This is a genomic window from Paenibacillus spongiae (assembly GCF_024734895.1).
Lineage (GTDB): Bacteria > Bacillota > Bacilli > Paenibacillales > Paenibacillaceae > Paenibacillus_Z > Paenibacillus_Z spongiae.
In genome coordinates, this window is sequence record NZ_CP091430.1 from 1,329,600 (window position 1) to 1,351,527 (window position 21,928).

At 50.0% G+C, this 21,928-nt stretch carries 19 protein-coding genes; 16 read left to right on the forward strand and 3 right to left on the reverse strand.

What is annotated here, in order from left to right:
• The first annotated feature begins 6 nt into the window (after positions 1-6).
• From L1F29_RS06040 to L1F29_RS06050, 3 genes are all read left to right on the forward strand, one after another.
• Entirely contained in the window at positions 7-1,170 is a 1,164-nt protein-coding gene (locus tag L1F29_RS06040; RefSeq protein ID WP_258387440.1) for a Gfo/Idh/MocA family protein, read from the forward strand.
• Positions 1,171-1,250: 80 nt separating this feature from the next.
• On the forward strand, positions 1,251-1,874 hold the full coding sequence (locus L1F29_RS06045) for a ThuA domain-containing protein (protein WP_258387441.1): 624 nt from the start codon (positions 1,251-1,253) through the stop codon (positions 1,872-1,874).
• An 83-nt stretch (positions 1,875-1,957) separates the two neighbouring features.
• Positions 1,958-3,052, forward strand: a complete 1,095-nt coding sequence (locus L1F29_RS06050) for a Gfo/Idh/MocA family protein (RefSeq protein WP_258387442.1) — start codon at positions 1,958-1,960, stop codon at positions 3,050-3,052.
• A gap of 143 nt (positions 3,053-3,195) precedes the next feature.
• Here the strand turns inward: L1F29_RS06050 and sspI are convergent, their stop codons facing one another.
• Positions 3,196-3,432 carry a small acid-soluble spore protein SspI gene (gene sspI / locus L1F29_RS06055; RefSeq protein ID WP_258387443.1) on the reverse strand — a complete coding sequence of 79 codons (237 nt, stop codon included), beginning with the start codon at positions 3,430-3,432 and terminating at the stop codon, positions 3,196-3,198.
• A 153-nt stretch (positions 3,433-3,585) separates the two neighbouring features.
• On the opposite strand from sspI, the gene L1F29_RS06060 reads away from it, so the two are divergent.
• The 3 genes from L1F29_RS06060 to L1F29_RS06070 all read left to right on the forward strand — a co-directional run bounded on the left by L1F29_RS06060 (position 3,586) and on the right by L1F29_RS06070 (position 5,419).
• On the forward strand, positions 3,586-4,251 hold the full coding sequence (locus L1F29_RS06060) for a potassium channel family protein (RefSeq protein WP_258387444.1): 666 nt from the start codon (positions 3,586-3,588) through the stop codon (positions 4,249-4,251).
• 9 nt (positions 4,252-4,260) lie between these two features.
• Positions 4,261-5,067 carry a TrmH family RNA methyltransferase gene (locus tag L1F29_RS06065; RefSeq protein ID WP_258387445.1) on the forward strand — a complete coding sequence of 269 codons (807 nt, stop codon included), beginning with the start codon at positions 4,261-4,263 and terminating at the stop codon, positions 5,065-5,067.
• Between the two features lie 217 nt (positions 5,068-5,284).
• The gene (locus L1F29_RS06070; protein ID WP_258387446.1) at positions 5,285-5,419 is read left to right on the forward strand and encodes a hypothetical protein; all 135 of its coding nucleotides are present in this window, start codon (positions 5,285-5,287) and stop codon (positions 5,417-5,419) included.
• Positions 5,420-5,667: 248 nt separating this feature from the next.
• Here L1F29_RS06070 and L1F29_RS06075 read toward each other — a convergent pair whose 3' ends face one another.
• Positions 5,668-6,162: a GbsR/MarR family transcriptional regulator gene (locus L1F29_RS06075; protein WP_258389619.1), complete on the reverse strand. Its 495-nt coding sequence runs from the start codon at positions 6,160-6,162 to the stop codon at positions 5,668-5,670.
• Positions 6,163-6,392: 230 nt separating this feature from the next.
• Here L1F29_RS06075 and L1F29_RS06080 point away from each other — a divergent pair, with 230 nt between their 5' ends.
• From L1F29_RS06080 to L1F29_RS06100, 5 genes are all read left to right on the forward strand, one after another.
• The gene (locus L1F29_RS06080; protein ID WP_258387447.1) at positions 6,393-6,671 is read left to right on the forward strand and encodes a hypothetical protein; all 279 of its coding nucleotides are present in this window, start codon (positions 6,393-6,395) and stop codon (positions 6,669-6,671) included.
• A gap of 693 nt (positions 6,672-7,364) precedes the next feature.
• Positions 7,365-11,417 (forward strand): DUF7402 domain-containing protein, encoded by a 4,053-nt coding sequence (locus L1F29_RS06085; protein ID WP_258389620.1) that lies wholly within the window; start codon positions 7,365-7,367, stop codon positions 11,415-11,417.
• Between the two features lie 238 nt (positions 11,418-11,655).
• The gene (locus L1F29_RS06090) at positions 11,656-11,940 is read left to right on the forward strand and encodes an S-layer homology domain-containing protein (protein ID WP_258387448.1); all 285 of its coding nucleotides are present in this window, start codon (positions 11,656-11,658) and stop codon (positions 11,938-11,940) included.
• Positions 11,941-12,029: 89 nt separating this feature from the next.
• Positions 12,030-13,121, forward strand: coding sequence for a HupE/UreJ family protein (locus L1F29_RS06095; RefSeq protein ID WP_258387449.1), 1,092 nt, complete (start codon positions 12,030-12,032; stop codon positions 13,119-13,121).
• Between the two features lie 549 nt (positions 13,122-13,670).
• On the forward strand, positions 13,671-14,336 hold the full coding sequence (locus tag L1F29_RS06100) for a hypothetical protein (RefSeq protein ID WP_258387450.1): 666 nt from the start codon (positions 13,671-13,673) through the stop codon (positions 14,334-14,336).
• A gap of 119 nt (positions 14,337-14,455) precedes the next feature.
• Here L1F29_RS06100 and L1F29_RS06105 read toward each other — a convergent pair whose 3' ends face one another.
• Positions 14,456-15,655: an ROK family protein gene (locus tag L1F29_RS06105; protein ID WP_258387451.1), complete on the reverse strand. Its 1,200-nt coding sequence runs from the start codon at positions 15,653-15,655 to the stop codon at positions 14,456-14,458.
• Positions 15,656-15,924: 269 nt separating this feature from the next.
• Between L1F29_RS06105 and L1F29_RS06110 the strand changes: the two genes are divergently transcribed.
• From L1F29_RS06110 to iolC, 5 genes are all read left to right on the forward strand, one after another.
• Positions 15,925-16,563 (forward strand): chromate transporter, encoded by a 639-nt coding sequence (locus L1F29_RS06110; protein WP_258387452.1) that lies wholly within the window; start codon positions 15,925-15,927, stop codon positions 16,561-16,563.
• 17 nt (positions 16,564-16,580) lie between these two features.
• The gene (locus L1F29_RS06115) at positions 16,581-17,114 is read left to right on the forward strand and encodes a chromate transporter (protein ID WP_258389621.1); all 534 of its coding nucleotides are present in this window, start codon (positions 16,581-16,583) and stop codon (positions 17,112-17,114) included.
• Positions 17,115-18,106: 992 nt separating this feature from the next.
• Positions 18,107-19,969 carry a 3D-(3,5/4)-trihydroxycyclohexane-1,2-dione acylhydrolase (decyclizing) gene (gene iolD, locus L1F29_RS06120; RefSeq protein ID WP_258387453.1) on the forward strand — a complete coding sequence of 621 codons (1,863 nt, stop codon included), beginning with the start codon at positions 18,107-18,109 and terminating at the stop codon, positions 19,967-19,969.
• Positions 19,970-19,992: 23 nt separating this feature from the next.
• A complete protein-coding gene (iolE, locus tag L1F29_RS06125) occupies positions 19,993-20,910 on the forward strand; it encodes a myo-inosose-2 dehydratase (RefSeq protein WP_258387454.1) in 918 nt (305 codons plus the stop codon).
• Positions 20,907-21,917, forward strand: coding sequence for a 5-dehydro-2-deoxygluconokinase (gene iolC, locus L1F29_RS06130; RefSeq protein ID WP_258387455.1), 1,011 nt, complete (start codon positions 20,907-20,909; stop codon positions 21,915-21,917). The genes iolE and iolC overlap by 4 nt, the downstream gene beginning before the upstream one ends.
• Positions 21,918-21,928: the final 11 nt, after the last annotated feature.

Here is a 21,928-nt window from a genome sequence, read left to right on the forward strand (position 1 = left end):
TGCATAATGAGCAATGTACGAATCGGCATGGTCGGCTATAAATTTATGGGGAAGGCGCACAGCAATGCCTACCGCGCGCTTCCGATGTTTTTTCCGCAGGTGAACAGACCGGTGATGAAGGCCATATGCGGCCGCGATCCTCAAGGTGTCGAGACGGCACGCGCGCAATTCGGATGGGAGAGCGCGGAGACGGATTGGCGGAAGCTGATCGGCCGCGACGATATCGACTTAATTGACATTAATGCTCCAAGCGATGCGCATAAAGAGATCGCGCTGGCGGCAGCGGCAGCAGGCAAGCATATTTTCTGCGAGAAGCCGCTGGCACTTACTTATGCCGATTCTGTCGAGATGCTCGAAGCCGCCGAGAAAGCGGGCGTGAAGCACATGGTCGGTTTCAATTACCGGTTTGCGCCTGCCGTACAGCTGGCGAAGAAGCTGATATCGGAAGGCCGGATCGGCACTATCAATCATTTTCGCGGCTTCTTCCTTCAGGATTGGATCGTCGATCCGAGCTTTCCGCTCGTCTGGCGCCTCCAGAAGGAAATCGCCGGTTCCGGCTCGCACGGCGATCTTGGCGCGCATGTCGTCGACATGGCGCGTTTCCTGGTCGGCGAGTTCGATGAAGTTATCGGAATGAGCGAAACGTTCGTTAAGGAGCGCCCGCTGCCTTCGTCCATGACAGGATTGAGCGCCAAAGGAGACGAGAATGCACCGCGCGGACCTGTAACTGTGGATGACGCCACGCTGTTTCTGGCCCGCTTCAAGAGCGGCGCATTGGGAAGCATCGAGGCGACGCGCTTTGCGCCGGGACACCGCTGCACGAACTCGTTCGAGATCAATGGAAGCAAGGGCAGCATCAAGTTCGATTTCGAACGCATGAACGAGCTCGAGGTTTATTTCGCCGATGATGCCGAAGACGTACAAGGCTTCCGCCGCGTGCTCGCGACCGATCCGTCGCATGCTTATATGGATGCGTGGTGGCCGGCCGGGCATACCATTGGCTACGAGCATACGTTTACGCATGAGGTGCACGAGCTGATGACGGCTATCGCAGAGGACAGGCAGCCGGTCCCTAACTTTGTGGATGGGGTTCGGTGTCAGGCGGTTCTCGAAGCGGTTGAGTTGTCGATTCAAGAACGCCGCTGGGTTTCTCTCCGTGAGTTTGAATAACCGATCGTAACATTCCGCCAGCACGGCGGTTTATGTTCAGAGTTTCGTTTAACCTACTTTATTGAAGGGCGATGTGTAGCATGAAAAAAGCATTGATTGTTTGGGGCGGATGGGACGGCCATCAACCGGAGGAAGTGGCTGCGATATTCGAAAAAACGCTGCGTCAGGAGAATTTTGACGTTACGGTATCCAATACGCTGGATGCCTACAGCGATAAGGAGCTGATGGCCCAGCTCGATCTGATCGTTCCGGTGTGGACGATGGGCTCGATCGAACAGAGCCAGCTGCGTCCATTGCTGGATACGGTACATGCCGGCTGCGGGATTGCAGGCTGCCATGGCGGCATGGGAGATTCCTTCCGGAATGAGGTCGACTACCAGTTCATGGTCGGAGGACAGTGGGTGGCGCATCCGGGCAACGACGGCGTGCTGTACGAAGTGAATATGACCGATGCCGAGGATCCGTTAACGAAGGGGATTGGCGATTTCGAGGTGCGCTCGGAGCAATATTACATGCATGTCGATCCGGCGATACAAGTGCATGCAACCACCTTATTCGGTGAAGTGAAGATGCCTGTCGTCTGGACGAAAACGTGGGGGCAAGGCCGCGTGTATTACAACACTTTGGGCCATCAGGCGAATATTGTCGAGATGCCGCAAACCCTTGAATTAATGCGTCGCGGATTTTTATGGGCTGCACGCTAGGGACATGAGTCCGCTGAAGAAAGCGGTCAATTATTAAGCATTCATTATACTAATTTTGCGTGAAGATGGAGGAACAGTATCCCATGAAGCCTATTAAAACCGGTATTATCGGCTGCGGCAATATTAGCCGCATCTATTTTACAAACCTGAAGAAGTACCCGGAGATCGATCTCGTAGCCGCCGCGGATCTGGATATCGAACGCGCTCAGCAGCGTGCCGAAGAGTTCGGTATTGCCAAAGCCTACACCGTTGAGCAGCTGCTTGCCGATCCGGAAATCGAAATCGTCGTCAACCTGACCATTCCGAAGGCGCATGCTTCCGTGTGCTTGCAGGCACTGGAAGCAGGCAAGCATGTCTATGTGGAGAAACCGGTCGTGGTCACCCGCGAGGAAGGACAGCAGGTCTTGAAGCTTGCTGCGGAGAAGGGGCTGCGCGTAGCAAGCGCGCCGGAGACCTTTCTTGGGGGCGGCATACAAACCTGCCGTAAGCTGATCGATGAAGGAGCCATTGGCCAGCCGGTATCGGCATCCGGCTTTATGCTCTGCGGGGGTCACGAGAACTGGCATCCGGATCCGGAATTTTATTACGAAGTCGGCGGCGGGCCGATGTTTGATATGGGGCCGTACTACCTGACGGCGTTCGTAACCCTGCTCGGACCAATTCGCCGCGTGACGGGTTCGGCCGTCATCACCTATCCGGAGCGGACCATTACGAGCGAGAAGAAACACGGCAAGAAGATTACGGTAGAGACGCCAACCCATATCGCGGGCGTGCTTGATTTCCATAACGGGGCAGTAGGAACGCTTATTACCAGCTTCGATACGATGGCTGGCACGGCGCTGCCGAATATCGAGATTCATGGCAGTGCGGGGACGCTTCTTGTGCCGGATCCGAACGGCTTCGGCGGCGTCGTGAAGCTGCGCCGACATGGCGGCGATTGGGAAGAAATTCAGCTCACGCACGGCAATACCGACAATAACCGCGGGATCGGGGTAGCCGATATGGCGCGCGCGATCGCCGAAGGGCGGGAGCACCGTGCCAGCGGGGAGATGGCCTACCATGTGCTGGAAGCGATGCATGGTTTCCATGATGCATCCCGTGACGGCAAGCATTATGTGATGGCGAGCACATGCGACCGGCCCGCGCCTATGCCGGCATTGGATTCGCAGCCGAAATAATACACGTGAATCATTTTCAGATCCTAACAATATGACTAAACAGCTTGCCCACACGGGCAAGCTGTTTTTTGATTGGATTTGGTTTACAATATGGAGAACGATATAAGATATACGTTCGTTCGTTGAAGCCGCGCAAGCACGGGTCAGCTTGGGCTTGGCGGTGCGGGTTCGGCGTTGTGCAGATGACTGTGCAGCGCATGCACCATTTTATTCTGATCGGGTGTAGAGCTGTGCTGCCAAATAATTTCAAACAGCACACCGAGTCCAGGCAGAGCACGCTCATCGCTGCCGATGGAGTCTTCAATAACCTCCGTGAGCTCGACGCCGGATTTATTCTGTACGCGCTGGACGATGGCCTGGCGCAAATCGAGATTGTTCAACTTAAAATCCCTCCATCACACGTTTTATCGCGTTTAATATGTCCTTGCTGTCGGCCGTTCATCCGGCGAGGCGGGCGCGAAAAAGAGCAATCGGAATTGTGGTATAATAAGCAAAGCTAAAGCTGCGATTAATCAGAAAAGGATGTGCGACGCATGGCGAAGATGCAGTATGCAGTCATCGGAATGGGACGTTTCGGCTCGAGCGTGGCCTCCGCTTTATCGAACCTTGGTTTCGAAGTGATGGCCATCGATTCGGACGAGCAGAAAATCCAGGAGGTTGCCAGTATCGTTACCCATGCCGTATCGGCAGACACGACCGACGAGGAGGCGCTGCGCGCGCTTGGCGTCCGGAATTTCGACGTCGTCGTGGTGGCGATCGGCGCCGATATTCAGGCCAGTATTTTAACGACGCTTATATTGAAGGAGCTCGGCGTGCCGAAGCTGATTGTGAAAGCGCAGAATGAGCTGCACGGCAAAGTTCTTAGCAAGATCGGGGCCGATAAGGTTGTCTACCCCGAACGTGATATGGGCCTGCGTGTCGCGCATCATCTGATCTCACCGAACATCCTGGATTACATTGAGCTTTCGGACGATTACAGTATTCTGGAGATAAAGGCGCCCGCCCAGGTGGTCGGCAAAAACTTGAAGCAGCTCGATATACGGGCTAGATTCAAGTGCAACGTTCTGGCGATCAAGACAGGGGATTCCATGAACATCTCCCCATATGCGGAGGATATTATCCATGAGCAGGACACCCTTGTAATCGTGGGCAAGAACGAAGATTTGACTAATTTAGAAATAACTTATGCGGAAGGCTGAACATATATCGTGGGTAATAACCGTATTTTAACCATAAATTCCGTGCAGAACGAGAAAGTGAAGACATACGCTTCACTTCTGGAGAAGAAGCACCGGGACAGAAGCGGGAAGTTTCTAATCGAAGGGGTTCACCTCGTGCAGGAGGCTCTTATGGCCGCTGCCGCGGTGGAGACTGTCGTATTCGATGCGGAGCGGGGAATGCCGTCCGAATTAGAGCATCTGATCGCAGACTCCGGCTGTGAGCTGGTGGAAGCCTCGCCGCAAGTGATGGCGAAGTGTACGGCGACCGATACGCCGCCGCCCGTGTTCGGCGTTGTCGCCAAGAAGGACGTGGATAGCGGTACGCTGTATGGGGCCTCCTCGCTCGTTGTCGTATTGGATGGCGTGCGCGATCCGGGCAATGTGGGGACGATCATCCGCAGCGCGGATGCAGTCGGCGCCGATGCTGTCGTGCTCGGCAAGGGCTGCGTCGATCTCTATAACCCGAAGACGGTCCGTTCGACGATGGGCTCCTTGTTTCATCTGCCCGTCATGGAAGGCGATCTGGCTCAGCTGCTGCCCGCGGCGAAGGAGCATGGAATCCGTCTGGCCGGGACAAGCCTTCAGGCAGAGGATACCTGCTACAGCTACGATTGGCGCGGGGCGACCTGGCTGCTGCTAGGCAATGAGTCCAGCGGCTTGTCGGAAGAAACGCTCGCGCAGGTAGACGATCGCATTATCATCCCGATGCACGGGCGATCGGAATCGCTGAACGTCGCGATGGCGGCGACGGTCGTGCTGTATGAGGCGCTGCGTCAGAGGCGATATTCATTCTAGTGAGGTTATGATACGATGTAAGTTATAACGTAAATTAACACTACATATAAGAATTTTTGAGATGGTTTATATCATTTAATAAGACAATCAGATGGCATCAAAGTCCTTGGTTTATTCAAGGGTTTGCTGCCATTTTGCAGGATGGGGAACCGGATTATCTTACCGGAGAATATTTAAATGAATTTAAAGCTTGAGAAAAAGTGGTTTGATTTGCGCGATGTCGGTGCGGTGCATCGCCCGGGAAATCCGGATGCGCGTAGAACGGGGAGCTGAAGTCATGAAGCAGACGATCGAGGCGAAGCGCGACGCGGATAGCGGCCATGAAACCGCAATGGTTTCCGATTTTGCATGACCTTGCCCATATAACGACGACGCGGAATACGCAAAGGCTATGCTACCAGCGAGTTTCCGCATGCAGTTCCAAACAAAAAGTAAACGGTTCTTTCGCTCCGAGGGAGTGGAGAACCGTTTTTGTCATTGCCGGAAATCCTTGCGCACAATCGGCTTAGGAATAATGTAACACCCGGTCGCTGCTTATGCTCGGTCCATAAATGAGAACCGTTACGGGAAGTGTGGTCTTCACTTAGGTGGTAGATTACCTTATGTTTCGGCGGAGCCGTCTTTAAAAAAATCCCCTCGGCGCAAGGCATCGACAAACTGCTGCAGCCATTCGTAATAATTCTTCGCATGCCGGAGCTTATGCAGATCCTGAAGCGCAAGCTTCCGTTCCTCGTCGGTAATATGCTCCTTAAGAATTAGCTCGGTCAACTCGGGAAGAGCCTGATCGATAGCCTCCGTCATCACATCCGCTTCACGCTGCAGCTTATGCGAGAAGAAATTTCGAAAGGCCAGAAAAAAATCGACCTCTGCAGCATGCAGCTCTTTTCGTTCCTGCTTTTCATCCAGCTTTTTGACCATCCGGGATTCAACAAGCGCCCTTACTGCATAGCTCATGTTGCTTTTGCTCATGTTCATCTGCGTCTTCATCTCGTCGAGCGTCATTGGCCGGTTCTCAAAGAACATAATGCCATACAGCTTACCTGACGAATGTGTGCCGCCGTATAAATCCATCGTTTCCGCTATGGCTTCGATCATATTGTTTCTGATGCGAAGCCGTCGCTCAGCGTGCTGACTTTCCTCTTCTTGGGACACCGGACTGTTCACTTCCCCATCACCGTTTATAGGTTCGTTGCAGATGTACAAAATTTCTTGAATCGATTCCTTCTATTATAGCAAAATCATTAAGTTGGCGAATAGTGAAGAGGAGACTTTACATAATCTTGATGCTCTATTAGCAGTCATTTGACACACGAAAAGGAAAGCTAATGTACAATAAATATTGTATAAAATATGGATTAAGGGATGTTCGTTACCCCACCATTACCTTGCTGAAACTAAAAAGGAGAATAAACAATGGGCACCACGGCGATATGCAGATGGGGAATTTCGCAGGCTTTGCCATGACAATAGGAATCGTTGGCGCGGAAGAGTCGCTTGCCGGCGAATGTTCGTTTAAAGATGCGAAGGTGACGGTCTCCGAATTATCCGGCACCACTTTCATGAAGCTGTCCTCCGGCTTCACCAGTTTTGGTAGTCCGTGCTGATGTTTGTATTGTACGGCTGCAGTTTTACCTTGCTTAACTTTGCGCTGTCTTACATGGAAGCCGGCGTCGCGTATGCAAGCGTTTCTTAAGCCCTTTCAGCCGGATACGTTATACCCATTTATAGGTTCAGGTTTGGATTTATGACAATACTCAAGTAAATTACTTGCAGGGACGTTCGCTTTTTACACAATCTTCATTTGAGTTTTACACGTAATTAACCTATTAATAATGGATGTATTGTACAGTATATTTTGTACATAAACAGAAAAACGGTCCTTATCCTAAAAATATAGATGTTGTTAAAAAAATATTGAACAAAAATGCAAGCCGTTCGAATGCGCGTTAGAGACTCGATCGAGTTCGAAATGCAATTGGTTTCCGTAGGGATGAGACAATTTTTTGGGGGGTGTTGCTTACGGATTGAAATGGCCGTTAATTATCGCAATAGACTGTGTATGATCATGTCGTTACTTGGCCCTGTTCGTCATTGTACGAATTGTCTCTGAGTAAAGGAAATTGATCGGGACACTAATGGCGATATGTTGGAAAGCGCTTCCATTTGTATCGTCGTGATCGTCGGATTGAGGAGTGATTAGTGGACGTAAAGGTATTTCTATGAGCGGCCGCATCACTTAGCTTTTTGAACAGACTCTTAAAATACTTCAAGTATGGAGGTTTTCTGTAGTGAAAAGAATGAAAAGAATTTTTTCCTTTACCCTCGTATTAACGATGGTATTCGGTATGTTATCGAACACGGCAGTAAATGCAGATAGTGACGTAGTCGAAATCGACAATGCCAACCCCCTAATTGCATCGATTAAATTCGATAATAATTTAATGGACGATGCAAACCAAGAGAATTTGACGGCAAATGGGAATTACAGTTATGTAGACGGTGTATTAACCGGGACCAAAGCTCTGCACTTAGAAAGCGGAGACGGCAATTATGTCGGTACGACGGATAGCTTGACTTTTGGTGAGGACAGTTTTACCGTATCCTTCTGGTATAAGGGCGACACTAAGGAGAATCAGGTCATATTATCAAACAAGGATTTTACAAAGAGCTCTAACGCAGGCTGGGCGATTTATACATCAGCCAATTCGGTCAATATGAATTTAGGATTCCCGACCACATCAGTAAATTTTGGGCGCGACACGTTTAATGCTTCCGATTGGCGTTATGTGACATTTGTTGTAGACAGAGATAAAATGCTCGGATCGTTGTATATTGATGGATACAAAATGACAGAAACTTCACTGGGGGTAGGAACTTTAGATACACCGAACCCATTAAATATAGGTAGCGACGGAGTGGGCGGCAATGGTGGTAATTCATTCGATATCGCTGATCTGAATGTTTGGAAAGGCGCATTAAGCAGTGATGAAGTTCAAGCTAACTATAAAAGTTACGGTGTAAATAAAGTAGATATGAACGCGCTTAACGACACAATATACGAAGCAAATACACTAATAGCAGGCGGTCTCGGCAACGGCTTCAGCCAAACCGATTTTGATTATTTGAAAAAGGTTTTGAATACGGCATCTACGGTTGCAACAACGCAAAACGTAAAATTATATACACAGGAAACCGTCAATTATTACGAACGTGAACTAAGCAACGCCATATTCATCTATCAAAAAAGCAATAAAACATTAACTCCCGCCGGTTTAAATGTGATTGTAGACAGCGACCCGGAAGTCGGTAATAGTCCTGAAGCAATCGCGGGCAAAGTAGAACATTACAGAACAGAACTGAGATTATTCCCACAGGCCGACGTAATCTTTATTCCTGGCGACGTTACCCCCGGTTGGAATGCCGAAGATGATGTGTTGATGAAAGGTATGCAAGCCATACACACTCAGCTTACAAATGAAGGTTTGTTGAACAATACGAAGTTTTATATGGTAAGAGGCAACCATGATGTGCCCGGCACCGAAAAGTTTATACCTGTCGGTTCGGCGGGCGCGTGGAACGAGTCAACGAATTCATACGATAACAATTTCTATAACGATGCTTATAGGGTGAAGGTAAAAGGATATAATTTTGTGGGTTTTGACGGAAATATTAACAGCAGCACTACGGTGGGGAAAGCCACCAATTTCCTCAACCAAATTAAAAATGAAGCGGATTACGATCCAACCAAACCTATTTTTGTATCTTCTCACTACCCTATAAGCGGAACCGTGTGGGGATCGAGATGGAGCAGCGGGGCAAGTAATGCTATGGGACAATTTATTGCCAACAATAACTTCTCGCAGGTGGTATATATGTCTGGTCATACGCAATACGACCCGACCGACGAACGTTCTCACTATCAAGGTTCGGCTACGTTTCTCGACAGCGGTGCGAGTTCATATTCCAGTTATATTGATGACGGTCCATACGGTGGATATTTAGAAGGCTCGTATATCAATTATCTTACCACACCTAAGATCGTGAATTTCTTAGAGGTTTACGGTTCAAAAATGATCATCAAACAGTATAATTTAGCTACAGATGAATATGTAGGCGTACCTACTGTAAAAATCGTTGGCGAAGGCAAAGATGCCTTTACCTATAGCAGGAGCGATACAAGAGAACTCATAGCTCCGCAGCTTGATGAGGATTCTATTAAGGTCGATTATTTGGACTTCAATAACAACGGAGTTGGTTTTACAATAAAGCAAGCAACTGATAATGTGCGCGTTTTGGAATATAATATTGAGCTTATCAACAAGCTCACCGGGAAAGTGGACAAATCGTTTAACAGCCTTTCGATGCCGATGGAGAAACCATACGAGGAATCCAAGACATATAAGGTTACAGGTTTGTCGCCAAATACTCCATATATAATCAGGGTATTCGCCGACGATTCCATGTATAACCGTTCGTCGCAGGACATTGACATTATGGATCACAATGTTAATTTAAACAGCATCGCTGTGCCTTCTGACGTAACAGATGTGCCATTCGGAGCGGCGAAGACAGCGGACGCCCTTGGATTGCCAAAGACATTATCCTTGGTCACCGATGATGCAATCAGGATGGATGCCAGGGTGACATGGGATGTAGATGCTTCAAACTATGATCCCGATGTAAAGACTGTACAGACCTTCACTGTAAATGGAACGGTAACTTTGCCGACTATAGTAGCAAATCCCAATGACGTGCCTTTGACAACAAGCATTAGAGTAACTGTTAATCAGTACTCAGTGTCGACCGCTACAGCTACAGCTACCGCTTCATCGTATTACAATGCCAATACTTCTCCCGACAAAGTGTTAGATGGCAATCCGGGTAGCGAATGGGCGTCCAAGGGAGAACAGAATCCATGGATCCAGGTGGATTGGACGACGAATCAAACGATCAACAAGATTACCTTCTATGATCGGCCCAACACAGTCGACTGGGCGACCGGCGGAACGCTTACCTTCAGCGACGGAAGCACTTTGACGGTTTCAGGAATCCCGAATGACGGGAGCGCTTATTCTGTACATTTCCCAACCAGGAAGGTGACATGGGTCAAATTTCAGATATCCGGTAATGCAAAGACAAATGTCGGTTTGTCGGAAATGGAATTTAAATGGGTTGTTCCGGCTGGGTTACCGTTGAATCTCGTGAGCATCAAAGCGCCGGCAGCCATCACAGGAGTGGACATCGGAACGGCAAAGACAGCGGACGCTCTTGGATTGCCCAAGACAGTATCCTTGGATACCGATGCATACAGCGTGGATGCCAATGTGACATGGAATGTAGATGCTTCAAACTATGATCCCAATGTAAAGACAGGGCAGACCTTCACTGTTAATGGAACGGTATCTTTGCCAACAGGGGTGTCAAATCCGAACAACGTGCCTTTGACAACAAGCATTGGAGTAACTGTTAATAAGATCCCAGCGTCGACCGCCACAGTTACCGCTTCATCGACTTACAGTGACGCTTATTCTCCCGACAAAGTCTTCGACGGCATAGGGCAAGCGGTTAATGGCGAATGGGCCTCCAAGGGAGAACAGAATCCATGGATCCAGGTGAATTGGACGACGAATCAAACGATCAACAAGATTGTCTTCTATGATCGGCCCAACCCAGGGGACTGGGCGCCCGGCGGAACGCTTACCTTCAGTGACGGAAGTACTGTGACGGTTTCAGGAATCCCGAATGACGGGAGCGCTTATTCTGTAACTTTCCCTGACAAGACGGTGACATGGGTCAAATTCCAGGTATCCGGTGGAAGCGGGCCAAATGTCGGTTTGTCGGAAATGAAAATTTTTGCGCCGGTGGATACGGAGGCTCCTGAGGTCGACGTGACCGTACCGGGAGATAACAGCATTTATGAAGATTCCGGGGATTTGACGCCTCAGATTAAGCTGACCGATAATTTGTCGGGTGTGGATACCAGCAAGACGATGGTAACGCTCGATTCGCAATCTTACCAAATCGGAACGACGATCCCGCTTTATACGCTGCCGCTTGGTCAGCATACGCTTGTTGTATCCGCCAGCGACTTGGCCGGCAACCAGGCAAGCAAGACCGTTCAGTTTACGACGGTAACCAGCATCGATTCTTTAAAGGCATTGGTGAAACGCTTTGCTAATAACAAAGAGATCGCTAAAGCCGATGTTGCCACTAATCTGCTGGAAAAATTGGCAAACAACAATCTGAAAGGCTTTATGAATGATGTGAAAGCTCAAAGCGGGAAGAGCATCTCAAGCAAAGCGGCTCAATATTTGCTGCGGGACGCTCAATATTTATTGACACAAAAGTAGAGCAATTCAAGTGTTTGAAACCAAGAGAATAAATGCAGATGCCATTACATTAGCGAAATTTAGGATGGATCGGTAATGAAACGGGGGGAGATCAATTTTCTCCCCCTCATCGATTTGGGTGATTAATGGTACCAAAGGTATACTGCAACGGGATACAGGCTCATATTTCATATGTAATGTGACGGTCGCTGGCGCCGTCGGTGTAGAAATTAACTTAATTGTTGTCCAGTCGGTTGTTGTGGAAGATATTGATAGACACTGGGCTAAAGACGCCATTGAGAAACTCGCTAGCACAGGAGTGCTTACCGAATATAGAGACGGGACGTTCAAACCGGATAAAACGATCAGCCGTGAAGAAATAGTCATTATTTTATCCCGTATTGTAGACTTAATTAAAGTGGACAAAGATGCTTCCAAAGGCAATTTTGCGGATATAGCAAGCGCAAGCTCTCACGCAGCAAATCAAATCAAAGGATGCGGCAAAAGCGGGCATCATCAGCGGCAATGGCAATGGCTTATTTGATCCGATTCAAGTTCCAGAATGAACGTTCGTAACCGGATAAACTATATTGCAGATTGTAATACTAGCATTTCATGAAAAGAGGTTCCGCTATGAGGCAGCGTTCATTTCTGTCCTTGTTCATCCTAATGATCTTATTATTTTTTGGGACTGCCACAACTTCACATGCGCATTCCCTAAGTATGAATTACTCGGATTTAAACATTGAAGGGAACGAGATTCTCTATGATCTTTTCATTGATCAAAGAGACTTGATTCAACAATTCGGTACTGACTTGGATAATCTGGTGAACGAGGAACTGTTCTCGCAAGAAATCGAATCCATTCTACAGAAAGGTCTTCGCATAGAAGTGGATTCGAAGCCCTTAACGATGGAATTTGATTCGATGAGCATGGCGAATAAAGGTACCGTAAGAGGCATAGAATTTCATCTGACTTTTACCGCCGATAAAGAAATCGAACAATTTAATCTTCATTACGATGTGGTGTTTGACGATGCGCCTCCTCTTACAAGTGTACTAATGATTCATGACGGGGAATATTTCCAGCAGGAAGTAATTGATAGAACGAATAAAGATTTTCTGATCAACCTTCCCCAAGACCCAGCACAGGACCCAGCACAGGACCTTCCCCAGCCTAAGCTTGGCGCTGTTTTGTGGAAATACTTTAAGCTTGGAATCGAACACATTTTGATAGGTTATGATCATTTGCTGTTTTTGTTATCCTTAGTATTAATCGCATCTCGCTTCAAGGATGCATTGAAAATTGTTACTGCTTTTACAATCGCCCACAGCATTACACTATTCTTGGTGGCGTCGGGGCGCATTCATGTCATCCCGTCTTGGGTCGAAGCGTTGATTGCGGTGACGATCTGTTACGTGGCCGTGGAAAATATGTTTGTTCAAAAGGCGAAATGGCGGTGGGTAATGACAGCCATATTTGGCCTGATTCACGGTATGGGCTTCGCCGGGGCATTAGCCGAAATAGGACTTCCAAAGGACAATCTGATTGGCACGCTCCTGGCGTTCAATTTAGGAGTAGAAACGGGTCAACTGATGGTCTTATGCCTATTGCTGCCCCTCTTGATTTGGCTGCAAAGGTTCCCGTGGTACCGTAAAATGATGATTTCAACGTCTTGCCTTATTTTTGTGCTGGCATTTTATTGGTTGATTCAAAGATTGTAATTAGGCCAATTGATCAATACGAGAGTTAGCGGTATTTTTGCTAGCTCTTTTTTATTATTGCGTGTCTAACCAAGTCAGGCACAACCAGCTGTTATAGTCCGGTCGAGCTAAGAGCCTAGCCGCCTTGTAGCTGACAGGCAGCTCGTGAAGAGATCATATCTAATCGGGGTATGTGTCATTGAAAATTAGGTCCGCTCCGCAGTCAGAAGAATTGGGGTTCCTAACCGTTATTGCGCTAACCAATTAATATCAACTTAGATGAACGAGCGGAATAATAAAAATATCTTATAAAAAATATATGGTTTGTCTAAACCGATGTTATAAATTGTCTTAAAAAACGTTATAAAAACAGCCTGAAATTGACTGTTTTTATCTCAATTGATCTTTTAACTCACATACGAATACATAGATTGCGATAATAGAAGAGTTATATCGAGATGTTTTAAGCGGATAAAAGGCAGCCGGATGGCGTCAAGCTCCTTGTTCTTGCAAGGATTTTGATGCTTTTTTATTTGTGTTTAAATCTTCCTTGAATTTGGAGACATATGATTGCGGCTGCCGTATGAATATATTACAAATGATGTAAGTGCGAACGGCAGCTGCATCAGAGAATGGGGTGATGTCCGGATCGTGCTCGAATCAGGGTTAAAGTATGCGCTGCGCGGCATTGCGTTTATCATTTATTTTCCGTTTTATCTGCTCTATCAATTGCTTCGTTTGATTTGGATCTATCTGCTTCGCCCGGTGATGTCATGGTTGTATAAGCATATTATTGAACCCGTTCTCCGTTTTTTATTCGAGAAAATCATCATTCCGTTTATCCAATACGTTATCGTGGAGCCGCTTCTCTGGCTGTGGAACCACATTTTCAGCCCGTCACTCCGCGTACTCTGGCATCATATCCTCCGTCCGCTGGGGAAGTTTCTATGGTCTTATGTCATCTATCCTTTGCTGCGTTACGGCGTGTATTACCCGCTTGTTTTTCTGTGGAAGCATGTGCTTCGCTGGCTGGTATACGAGGTGCTGACGCCTGTAGCGGAGTTTAGCGTCGCCGCGTTGAGATGGCTGTGGAAAGGCTTCGTGTGGCTGATTGTTCATTTGTTCTGGAAGCCGCTGTCGTGGTTGTGGAGCCATGTCTTCCATCCTCCTCTCCGCTGGTTCTATCAAGAGGGGATATTGCCGGCGGCCAGGTGGCTTAGGCGGCTGTTTGATTGAAGCGATCGCGGGGTTCCCCGCCGATTCTCCATTAGAGTGGGTTAATAGGATCGTCCCGGCCGGGGCGTGGAATAGCAAAAAGACAAGGACCGCTGACGGTTCTTGTCTTTTTTGGCTTCTTACAGATTCAGATTCTTCCATACCATGATGGCAGCCCCGGTAGCGACGGCGTCCTCCCTCAGCGTGCCCTTCGAGAAGACCGGTTGATAATCGGAGGAATAGTAGGTATTTCGCTGCGCCACTTCAATGGCCGTCTGGTAATAAATATCATGCGAATTGATGAGTGCGCCGCCGACGATGATTTTCTCGGGATGAAAGACATTGATCAAATTGGCCAGGCCGATCCCGAAATAGGTGGCGGATTGAATGAAGAGCTCTCTGGCGAAAGGATCGTCTTGATGCAACGCTTTAACAAGAAGACTGAAATTCAGGTGCTCCGGCGGCACCTGCAAATAGTCCGGCAGATCGGCTCTTCCGCGCTTGAGCTGCGAACGGGCCTGCTTCTCCAGCGCCTGTACGGACGCATAAGCTTCGAGAGCGCCATAATTGCCGTAATCATGCAGTCTGGGGCCGTCGGTCTGAATGATCATATGGCCGATGGAGCCTTCCATATCGACCGTTCCGTGAACGATCTGGCCATGAGACATCATTGCGGAGCGGAGACCGGCCCCGGCATGGACATATATCATGTGCTGCACATTCTCTTGCCGGTGCGCCCACTGTTCGCCCATAAGCGCGGTATTCGTACCGTTCTCCAGATAGGAGTTGAAGCCGGTGCTCGCTTCCATCAGCTCGCAGATCGGCAGGTCCGTCCACCCTCTGGCCGGAAAATGAAGCGGCTTCAAAATGATGCCTTTCTCCCGGCTCAGCGGTCCTACCGCACCGATCCCGACGCCGAGCACATGCTCCCGATCGATATGGTGGTCCCGCAGGAAGGCCTTCATATTGCTGGCGACATGGTCGATGAACCGGTCCGGCGTCATAGCCTCATCCATCTGCCAGCGCGTGAAGGAGCGCGGGTTCATCTGCATATCGAATAAGCCCAAGGAGGAGTACAGCCGTGAAATCTCCAGCCCGAAGATGTAGCCGTATGTCGGATTGATTTGATAGAGAATCGGTCTTCTGCCGCCGCTCGAATTCCCAAGGCCCGATTCCAGCAGCAGCCGTTCCGCCAGCATCTCCTCCAGCACGCGCGTTAGCGTGCTGCTGGTCATGGAGAAGGCGGACAATAATTCAGCTTTGGAGACGACGCCCTGCTCCGCAATACGGTCATATATGAGCCGCTTGGGCGTCGGAATGGTTTTCGGTCGTTTATCCATGCGATTACCTCGCTGTCCAACAATCAGTTAAGAAATTTTGTTTCATTATACCCTAGTACGTATTTCATTGCCAGAAACATGGGCTGTCATAAACTTTAATTCGATTTGGTATTTTAAAATTCGACATTTCATGCTCGATATGGTTTTTTAAATGTTTTCTTGGGAATATGAGGATATAAACAAATTTTATGATGGTATCCGTGAATACTTAATTCCAAAATGAAATAAAGATGGTATAATAAATAGAGAAGACAAGGGAGGAGAACAGCATGATGCCATCATCGACGAATAAATTACAAATTCTTCTCCAATTATTTTGGACTTTTTTTCGTATCGGACCTGCAACCTTCGGGGGCGGATATGCCATGATTCCACTGATCGAACGGGAGACCGTTACGAAGCGAAAGTGGATCGATAAGCAGGAAATGAGCGATTTGATCTCGATTGCCGGCTCTGCTCCGGGAGGGGTCGGCGTGAATGCATCGGCTTTTATCGGACATCGGCTCGGCGGAATCGCAGGCGCGGTTGCGGCGATCATCGGGATTACGCTGCCCACCTTCCTGATTGTGTTTCTGCTCAGCTACCTTTATGTCCAATTCGGAGATCATCCGAAGCTTGAAGCGGCGCTCAAAGGCATTCACGGGGCGATTATCGCATTGATTCTCATTGCCGCGTACAAGATGGCCAAATCTTCGGTTTTCGATAAAACAACCGTTGCGATTGCACTCAGTGCGCTTGCCGTTCTCTTGTTAACGGAAATCAATCCGGTAATTGCAATCGTGTCGGGTTTGTTCATCGGCATCATTCTCGTAAGGATCAAGATGCTGCTTGGGATCAAGGTATATACCGAGAAGCAGCCGCCTCACCTGAAGGAAGAAGAACCGATGTATCCGGAATACTACATTTAGGAGGAGGGCGTTTGATCATGCTATGGGAGTTGTTCGTTGCCTTCCTGAAGATCGGATTTAGTTCCTTTGGCGGCGGCTATGCCGCGATCGCCATGATTCAATATGAGGTCGAATCGCATAACTGGATGACAGCGGCGGAGTTTCAAGAGATCGTGTCGATTGCCGGGATGGCGCCAGGCCCCATTGCCACGAACAGCGCGACGCTGATTGGCTATCATATCGGAGGGATTTATGGGGCGGTATTGTCGACGCTTGGTGTCGTGTTTCCATCATTCTTCATCATCGTCATTGTTGCCACCTTCCTCTCCCGCATTCATCATAACCAATGGGTAAAATCCTCTTTTTACGGCTTAAGACCGATTATTGCGAGCTTGATCGCCTATGCTGCCCTACATTTTGGCTTTATGGGGAAAAGCGCGCCGCTGCTGGACTGGTCCACGCTGGCGACGCTGCTCATATGTGCCGGATCTCTATATGGAATGATTAAATACAAGCTCCATCCGGTAACGGTTATCGTTGCCTCCGGATTGGCGGGCATCGTATTGTTCTAGAATAAACCTTTCGTCCGCCGGACTAATTTTAGTTTTGGTGTTCGCAGTAGATGTTGTTGGAATCCTCAGATTTGCATGACCGGCAAGCAGCGGTCGGGGACAGCCTGGCCAAGCCGGTAACGGCGACAGTATTCATTGGCTTCGATTTATGACCGCGACGAGACCTGCATTCCAAGTACCGGCTTCAAGACGGTACAGTGCGATAAATCCGATTCGCATCCATTCGGCTCACAGCCCTCATTATATATTGGACTTGCTGGGATTTTAAGTTCATAGCAACTCATCCGAAATATGGAGCACCATCGAGATTTTTAGGTTCACACTAACTCATCTTCGAATAAAGTCGCATAAGACAAAGGGTCGTTTTGTAACCAGTAACTCCCCAGCCAGCACCGTGCAGCGCTGCCATGCTAACGGACATTCAGTCCGTTATACAGCCTATTCAGGGATTTTACGAGTGTAGCGGACATGAGAGCCCTTATATAAGCCAGAACACGCCAAAATGGAAGAATCTAATGCGAATAACGGATCTGATGTCCGCAACCAGTGGAAATCGGACGATATTCGGCGAATAACGGATCTGATGTCCGCAACCAGTGGAAATCAGACGATATTCGGCGAATAGCGGATCCTGTGTCCAGAACTAGCTCCGACGCTCGAAATGGCATCGTGTTTAGTTTAGTGCTAACATGCTGACTTTAGAGGCTGGAGAACGGTAGCATAAAGCCGTTCGACGGAAAGCTCCGTATCGACACCGCGCTTAAGAGAGTAGGTGGCACCATCCGTTGAAGCTGCCGCATCCGATCAAAGGTCAGGGCCCATATGACGAGGTGTAGAATAGAAAAAGAAGAGAATAAGAAAGATTCAGATTGCATATTCATAGGGGACATAGTAAACTTCAGGTTAAGCGCTTCACTTATGGGAGCGCCATATATTTGTCTTAAGGTTAAGCGCTTTACCTATCTTGTCAAACGGAAGGAGAAAACGCTTGTATGAATACCGTTCGTTTAACGATGGCTCAAGCTTTGCTTCGATTTCTGGACAATCAGTTTATTTCGATGGACGGGAAGAAAACAAAGTTCGTGAAGGGCGTTATGGGCATATTCGGTCACGGCAACGTAACCGGGATCGGGGAGGCCTTGGAGCGGAGCCCGGGCTCATTGACTTACATTCAAGGCAAGAATGAGCAAGGAATGGTTCACGCTGCGACCGCCTTCGCCAAGCAGTCGAACCGGAAACAAATCTATGCCTGCACGTCCTCCATCGGTCCCGGCGCTTTGAATATGGTGACGGCAGCGGCAACCGCAACGGTAAACCGGATTCCGGTCTTGCTGCTACCTGGAGACAATTTTGCGTCTAGGCAGCCCGATCCTGTCCTGCAGCAGCTGGAATCGGTGACGGATTATACGGTGTCGGCGACCGATCCGTTCAAGCAGGTCAGCCGCTACTGGGACCGTATCGTTCGTCCCGAGCAGCTGATGACCGCGGCACAGCAAGCGATGCGGGTGCTGACCGATCCGGCCGAAACCGGCGCCGTTACGCTGGCTCTGCCTCAAGACGTCCAGGCGGAAGCATACGATTATCCGCTCGCTTTCTTCGAAGAGCGCGTTCACTACATAGACCGGCGCCCGCCTGCGGAAGATTCGCTCCGACGCGCGGCAGAGCTAATGGTAAGTAAACGCAAGCCGCTCATTATTGCTGGCGGCGGCGTTCTCTACTCGGAGGCATCCGAGCAGCTAGCGGCCTTCGCCGAAGCATTCGGCATTCCCGTTGCCGAAACGCAGGCCGGCAAGTCGTCCCTGCCGTGGAACCATCCGCTTCAAGTTGGCGCTATCGGGGTAACAGGATCGCTGGCCGCTAATCTGCTCGCGAAGGAGGCCGACCTGATTATCGGCGTCGGAACGCGTTATTCGGATTTTACGACCTCCTCGAAGTCGGCTTTTGCGAATCCGGACGTCCAATTTCTGAACGTGAACATTAGCGGTTTCGATTCCTATAAGCTAAGCGGCGTTGCGGTTACGTCGGATGCCAGGGAAGGATTGAAAGCGCTTCACGAATTGTTGGTCAAGGCCGGGTACCGTTCCGGCTATGAGCAGGAGGTTTCACGGCTGAAGGAGCAGTGGGATGCGGAAGTGGACCGTCTGTATGCCACGGAGCATCCGGATGGGATCGCACAGACGAGAGCGATCGGCGTCATTAACGAAAGCATCGATCCGTCCGCCGTCGTCCTATGCGCCGCAGGGAGTCTTCCCGGCGACTTGCACCGTCTGTGGAGACCGGTTCAGCCGAAGACCTATCACATGGAATACGGGTTCTCCTGTATGGGCTACGAGATTGCGGGCTCCTTCGGGGCCAAGCTTGCCGAGCCAGACCGAGAGGTGTATACATTCGTCGGCGACGGCAGCTATTTGATGATGCATTCGGAGCTGGTTACCAGCCTTCAGGAACAGCGGAAGATCACGATCCTGTTATTCAACAATCACGGCTTCCAGTGCATTCACAACCTGCAGCGGGGCCACGGAAGCGACGGCTTCGGCAATGAGTTCCGGTACCGCTCGGAAGACAGCGGGCTGCTGACCGGCGGATATATGCCGATCGATTTTGCGGCTAATGCGCGCAGCCTCGGGGCGGCCGCCTACAAGGTGCGATCGGCGGAAGAGCTGAAGCAGGCGCTTGAGGCCGCGAAGCGGGAGACGGTCACGACGCTCATTGAAATTCCGGTCGTGCCGGGAACGAATACGGACGGCTACGAATCGTGGTGGAATGTCGGGGTGCCGGAGGTCTCCGTGTCCGACAAGGTGCGCAAGGCTCATGAAGAAATGGATAAGCGGATTAAGTCGACTACACTCATTTAAATAGCCGAAAGGGGATCCTTCAAATGAGAAAGCTTCCTTTCCAATTAGGTATTCATCCCATCAACTGGGTGGGCGAAGATGTGAAAGAGCATGGTGCGGACACGACGTATGAGCAAATTCTCGACGAGATCCGTTTGCTGGAGTTGACGGGAACGGAGATGGGGCGCAAATATCCGCAGGATCCTGCCGTGCTCAAGGAAGAGCTCGGCAAGCGGGGCATTCAGCTGGTGTCCCAATGGAAATCGGTTTTATTCTCCGACCCGTCTTACCGCGATGCGGAGCTGGAAGCGTACCGGAAGCATGCGGCTTTTCTTCAATCGATGGGCAGCACCGTCATCAGCACATGCGAGGTCGGGGGCTCGCTTCACTTTGACCCTCGACGAACGCCCCATGAGAAGGAAATCATACCGCTTGACGAGGCGGGCTGGAACAGTCTGGCGGAAGGCTTGAATGCCGCGGGCGCCATTGCGCGCGAATACGGGCTCAAGCTGACGTACCATCATCACGGCGGAACGGCCATCGAGCGTCCGGAAGAAATCGACCGGCTCATGGAGATAACGGACCCGTCGCTCGTCTATCTGCTGTTCGATTCTGGACATGCGTATTACGGCGGAGCGGATCCGTTGTCGGTGCTCCGCAAGCATTACGACCGGATTGCTTACGTTCACCTGAAAGATATCCGGCAAGATGTCTTGGATCGCGCGCGTGCAAGCGGCGCAGATTTCGTCACCTGCATCCGGGAAGGGGTATTCACGGTACCCGGAGACGGCTGCCTCGATTTCGGCCCTATCTTCGCCGAGCTGCTCGGCCGGGGCTATAGCGGATGGGCGATGCTGGAGGGAGAGCAGGATCCCGGGCTGCATCCGGCCTATGAATATGCGAAGCGATCGCTGGAATTTATCGATTCCATTATTGACGGAAAGGAGGCTGCAGCGGAATGAACCCGATTACGATACCGGCGGATAAACCGATTGATTTTGCCGCCATCGGCCGCTTATGTATCGATCTCAATGCGAATGAAATTAACCGTCCCATGGAAGAGACGATGACATTCACGAAGTATGTCGGCGGCTCGCCTGCGAATATTACGATCGGAATGGCAAGGTTGGGCATGAAGACCGCCTTCGTCGGCAAAATCGCAGACGACCAGATGGGACGCTTCATTGCGAATTATTTGCACAAGAACGGGATCGATACGGCCGGGGTGGTGACGGACCGGACAGGAGCGGTAACAGGGCTGGCCTTTACTGAAATTAAGAGCCCGACCGACTGCAGCATCTTGATGTACCGCGATAATGCAGCCGATTTGAAGCTGACGGCGGAAGAAGTGCGCGAAGATATTATCGCCGGTGCGAAGGTGTTCCTGATCTCGGGAACGGCGCTGGCGCAAAGCCCTTCCCGGGAAGCGGTCTTTCAGGCGCTCCAATACGCGCGCAAGCACGGAGCAATTATCGCATTCGATCTGGATTACCGGCCTTATACGTGGATCTCGCCGGAAGAGACGGCGATCTATTACAATCTCGCGGCAGAATGGTGCGATATCATTCTCGGCACGCGTGAGGAATTCGATATGATGGAGCGCTTCGAGCAAAATCCGGAGCGCAGCGATCGGATCACGGCTGCGAAGTGGTTCAACCATTCCGCCAAGATCGTCATTATTAAACACGGCAAGGAAGGCTCGATCGCTTATACGCCGGATGGCGCCAGCCACCGGGCGGAGAGTTATCCGGCTAAAGTGGTCAAGACGTTCGGAGCGGGCGATTCGTATGCGGCCGGTTTCCTGTACGGCATTATGCAAGGCTGGGATATCGAGTCGAGCATGGCCTTCGGAAGCGCGGCGGCGTGCATTGTCATCTCGAGCCATAGCTGCTCGGACGCGATGCCGACGGTCCCGCAGGTGGAGGATTATATCCGCCGCTGCGAACGCGGTGAAATTACGGCAACATGAGACAAGCAGAC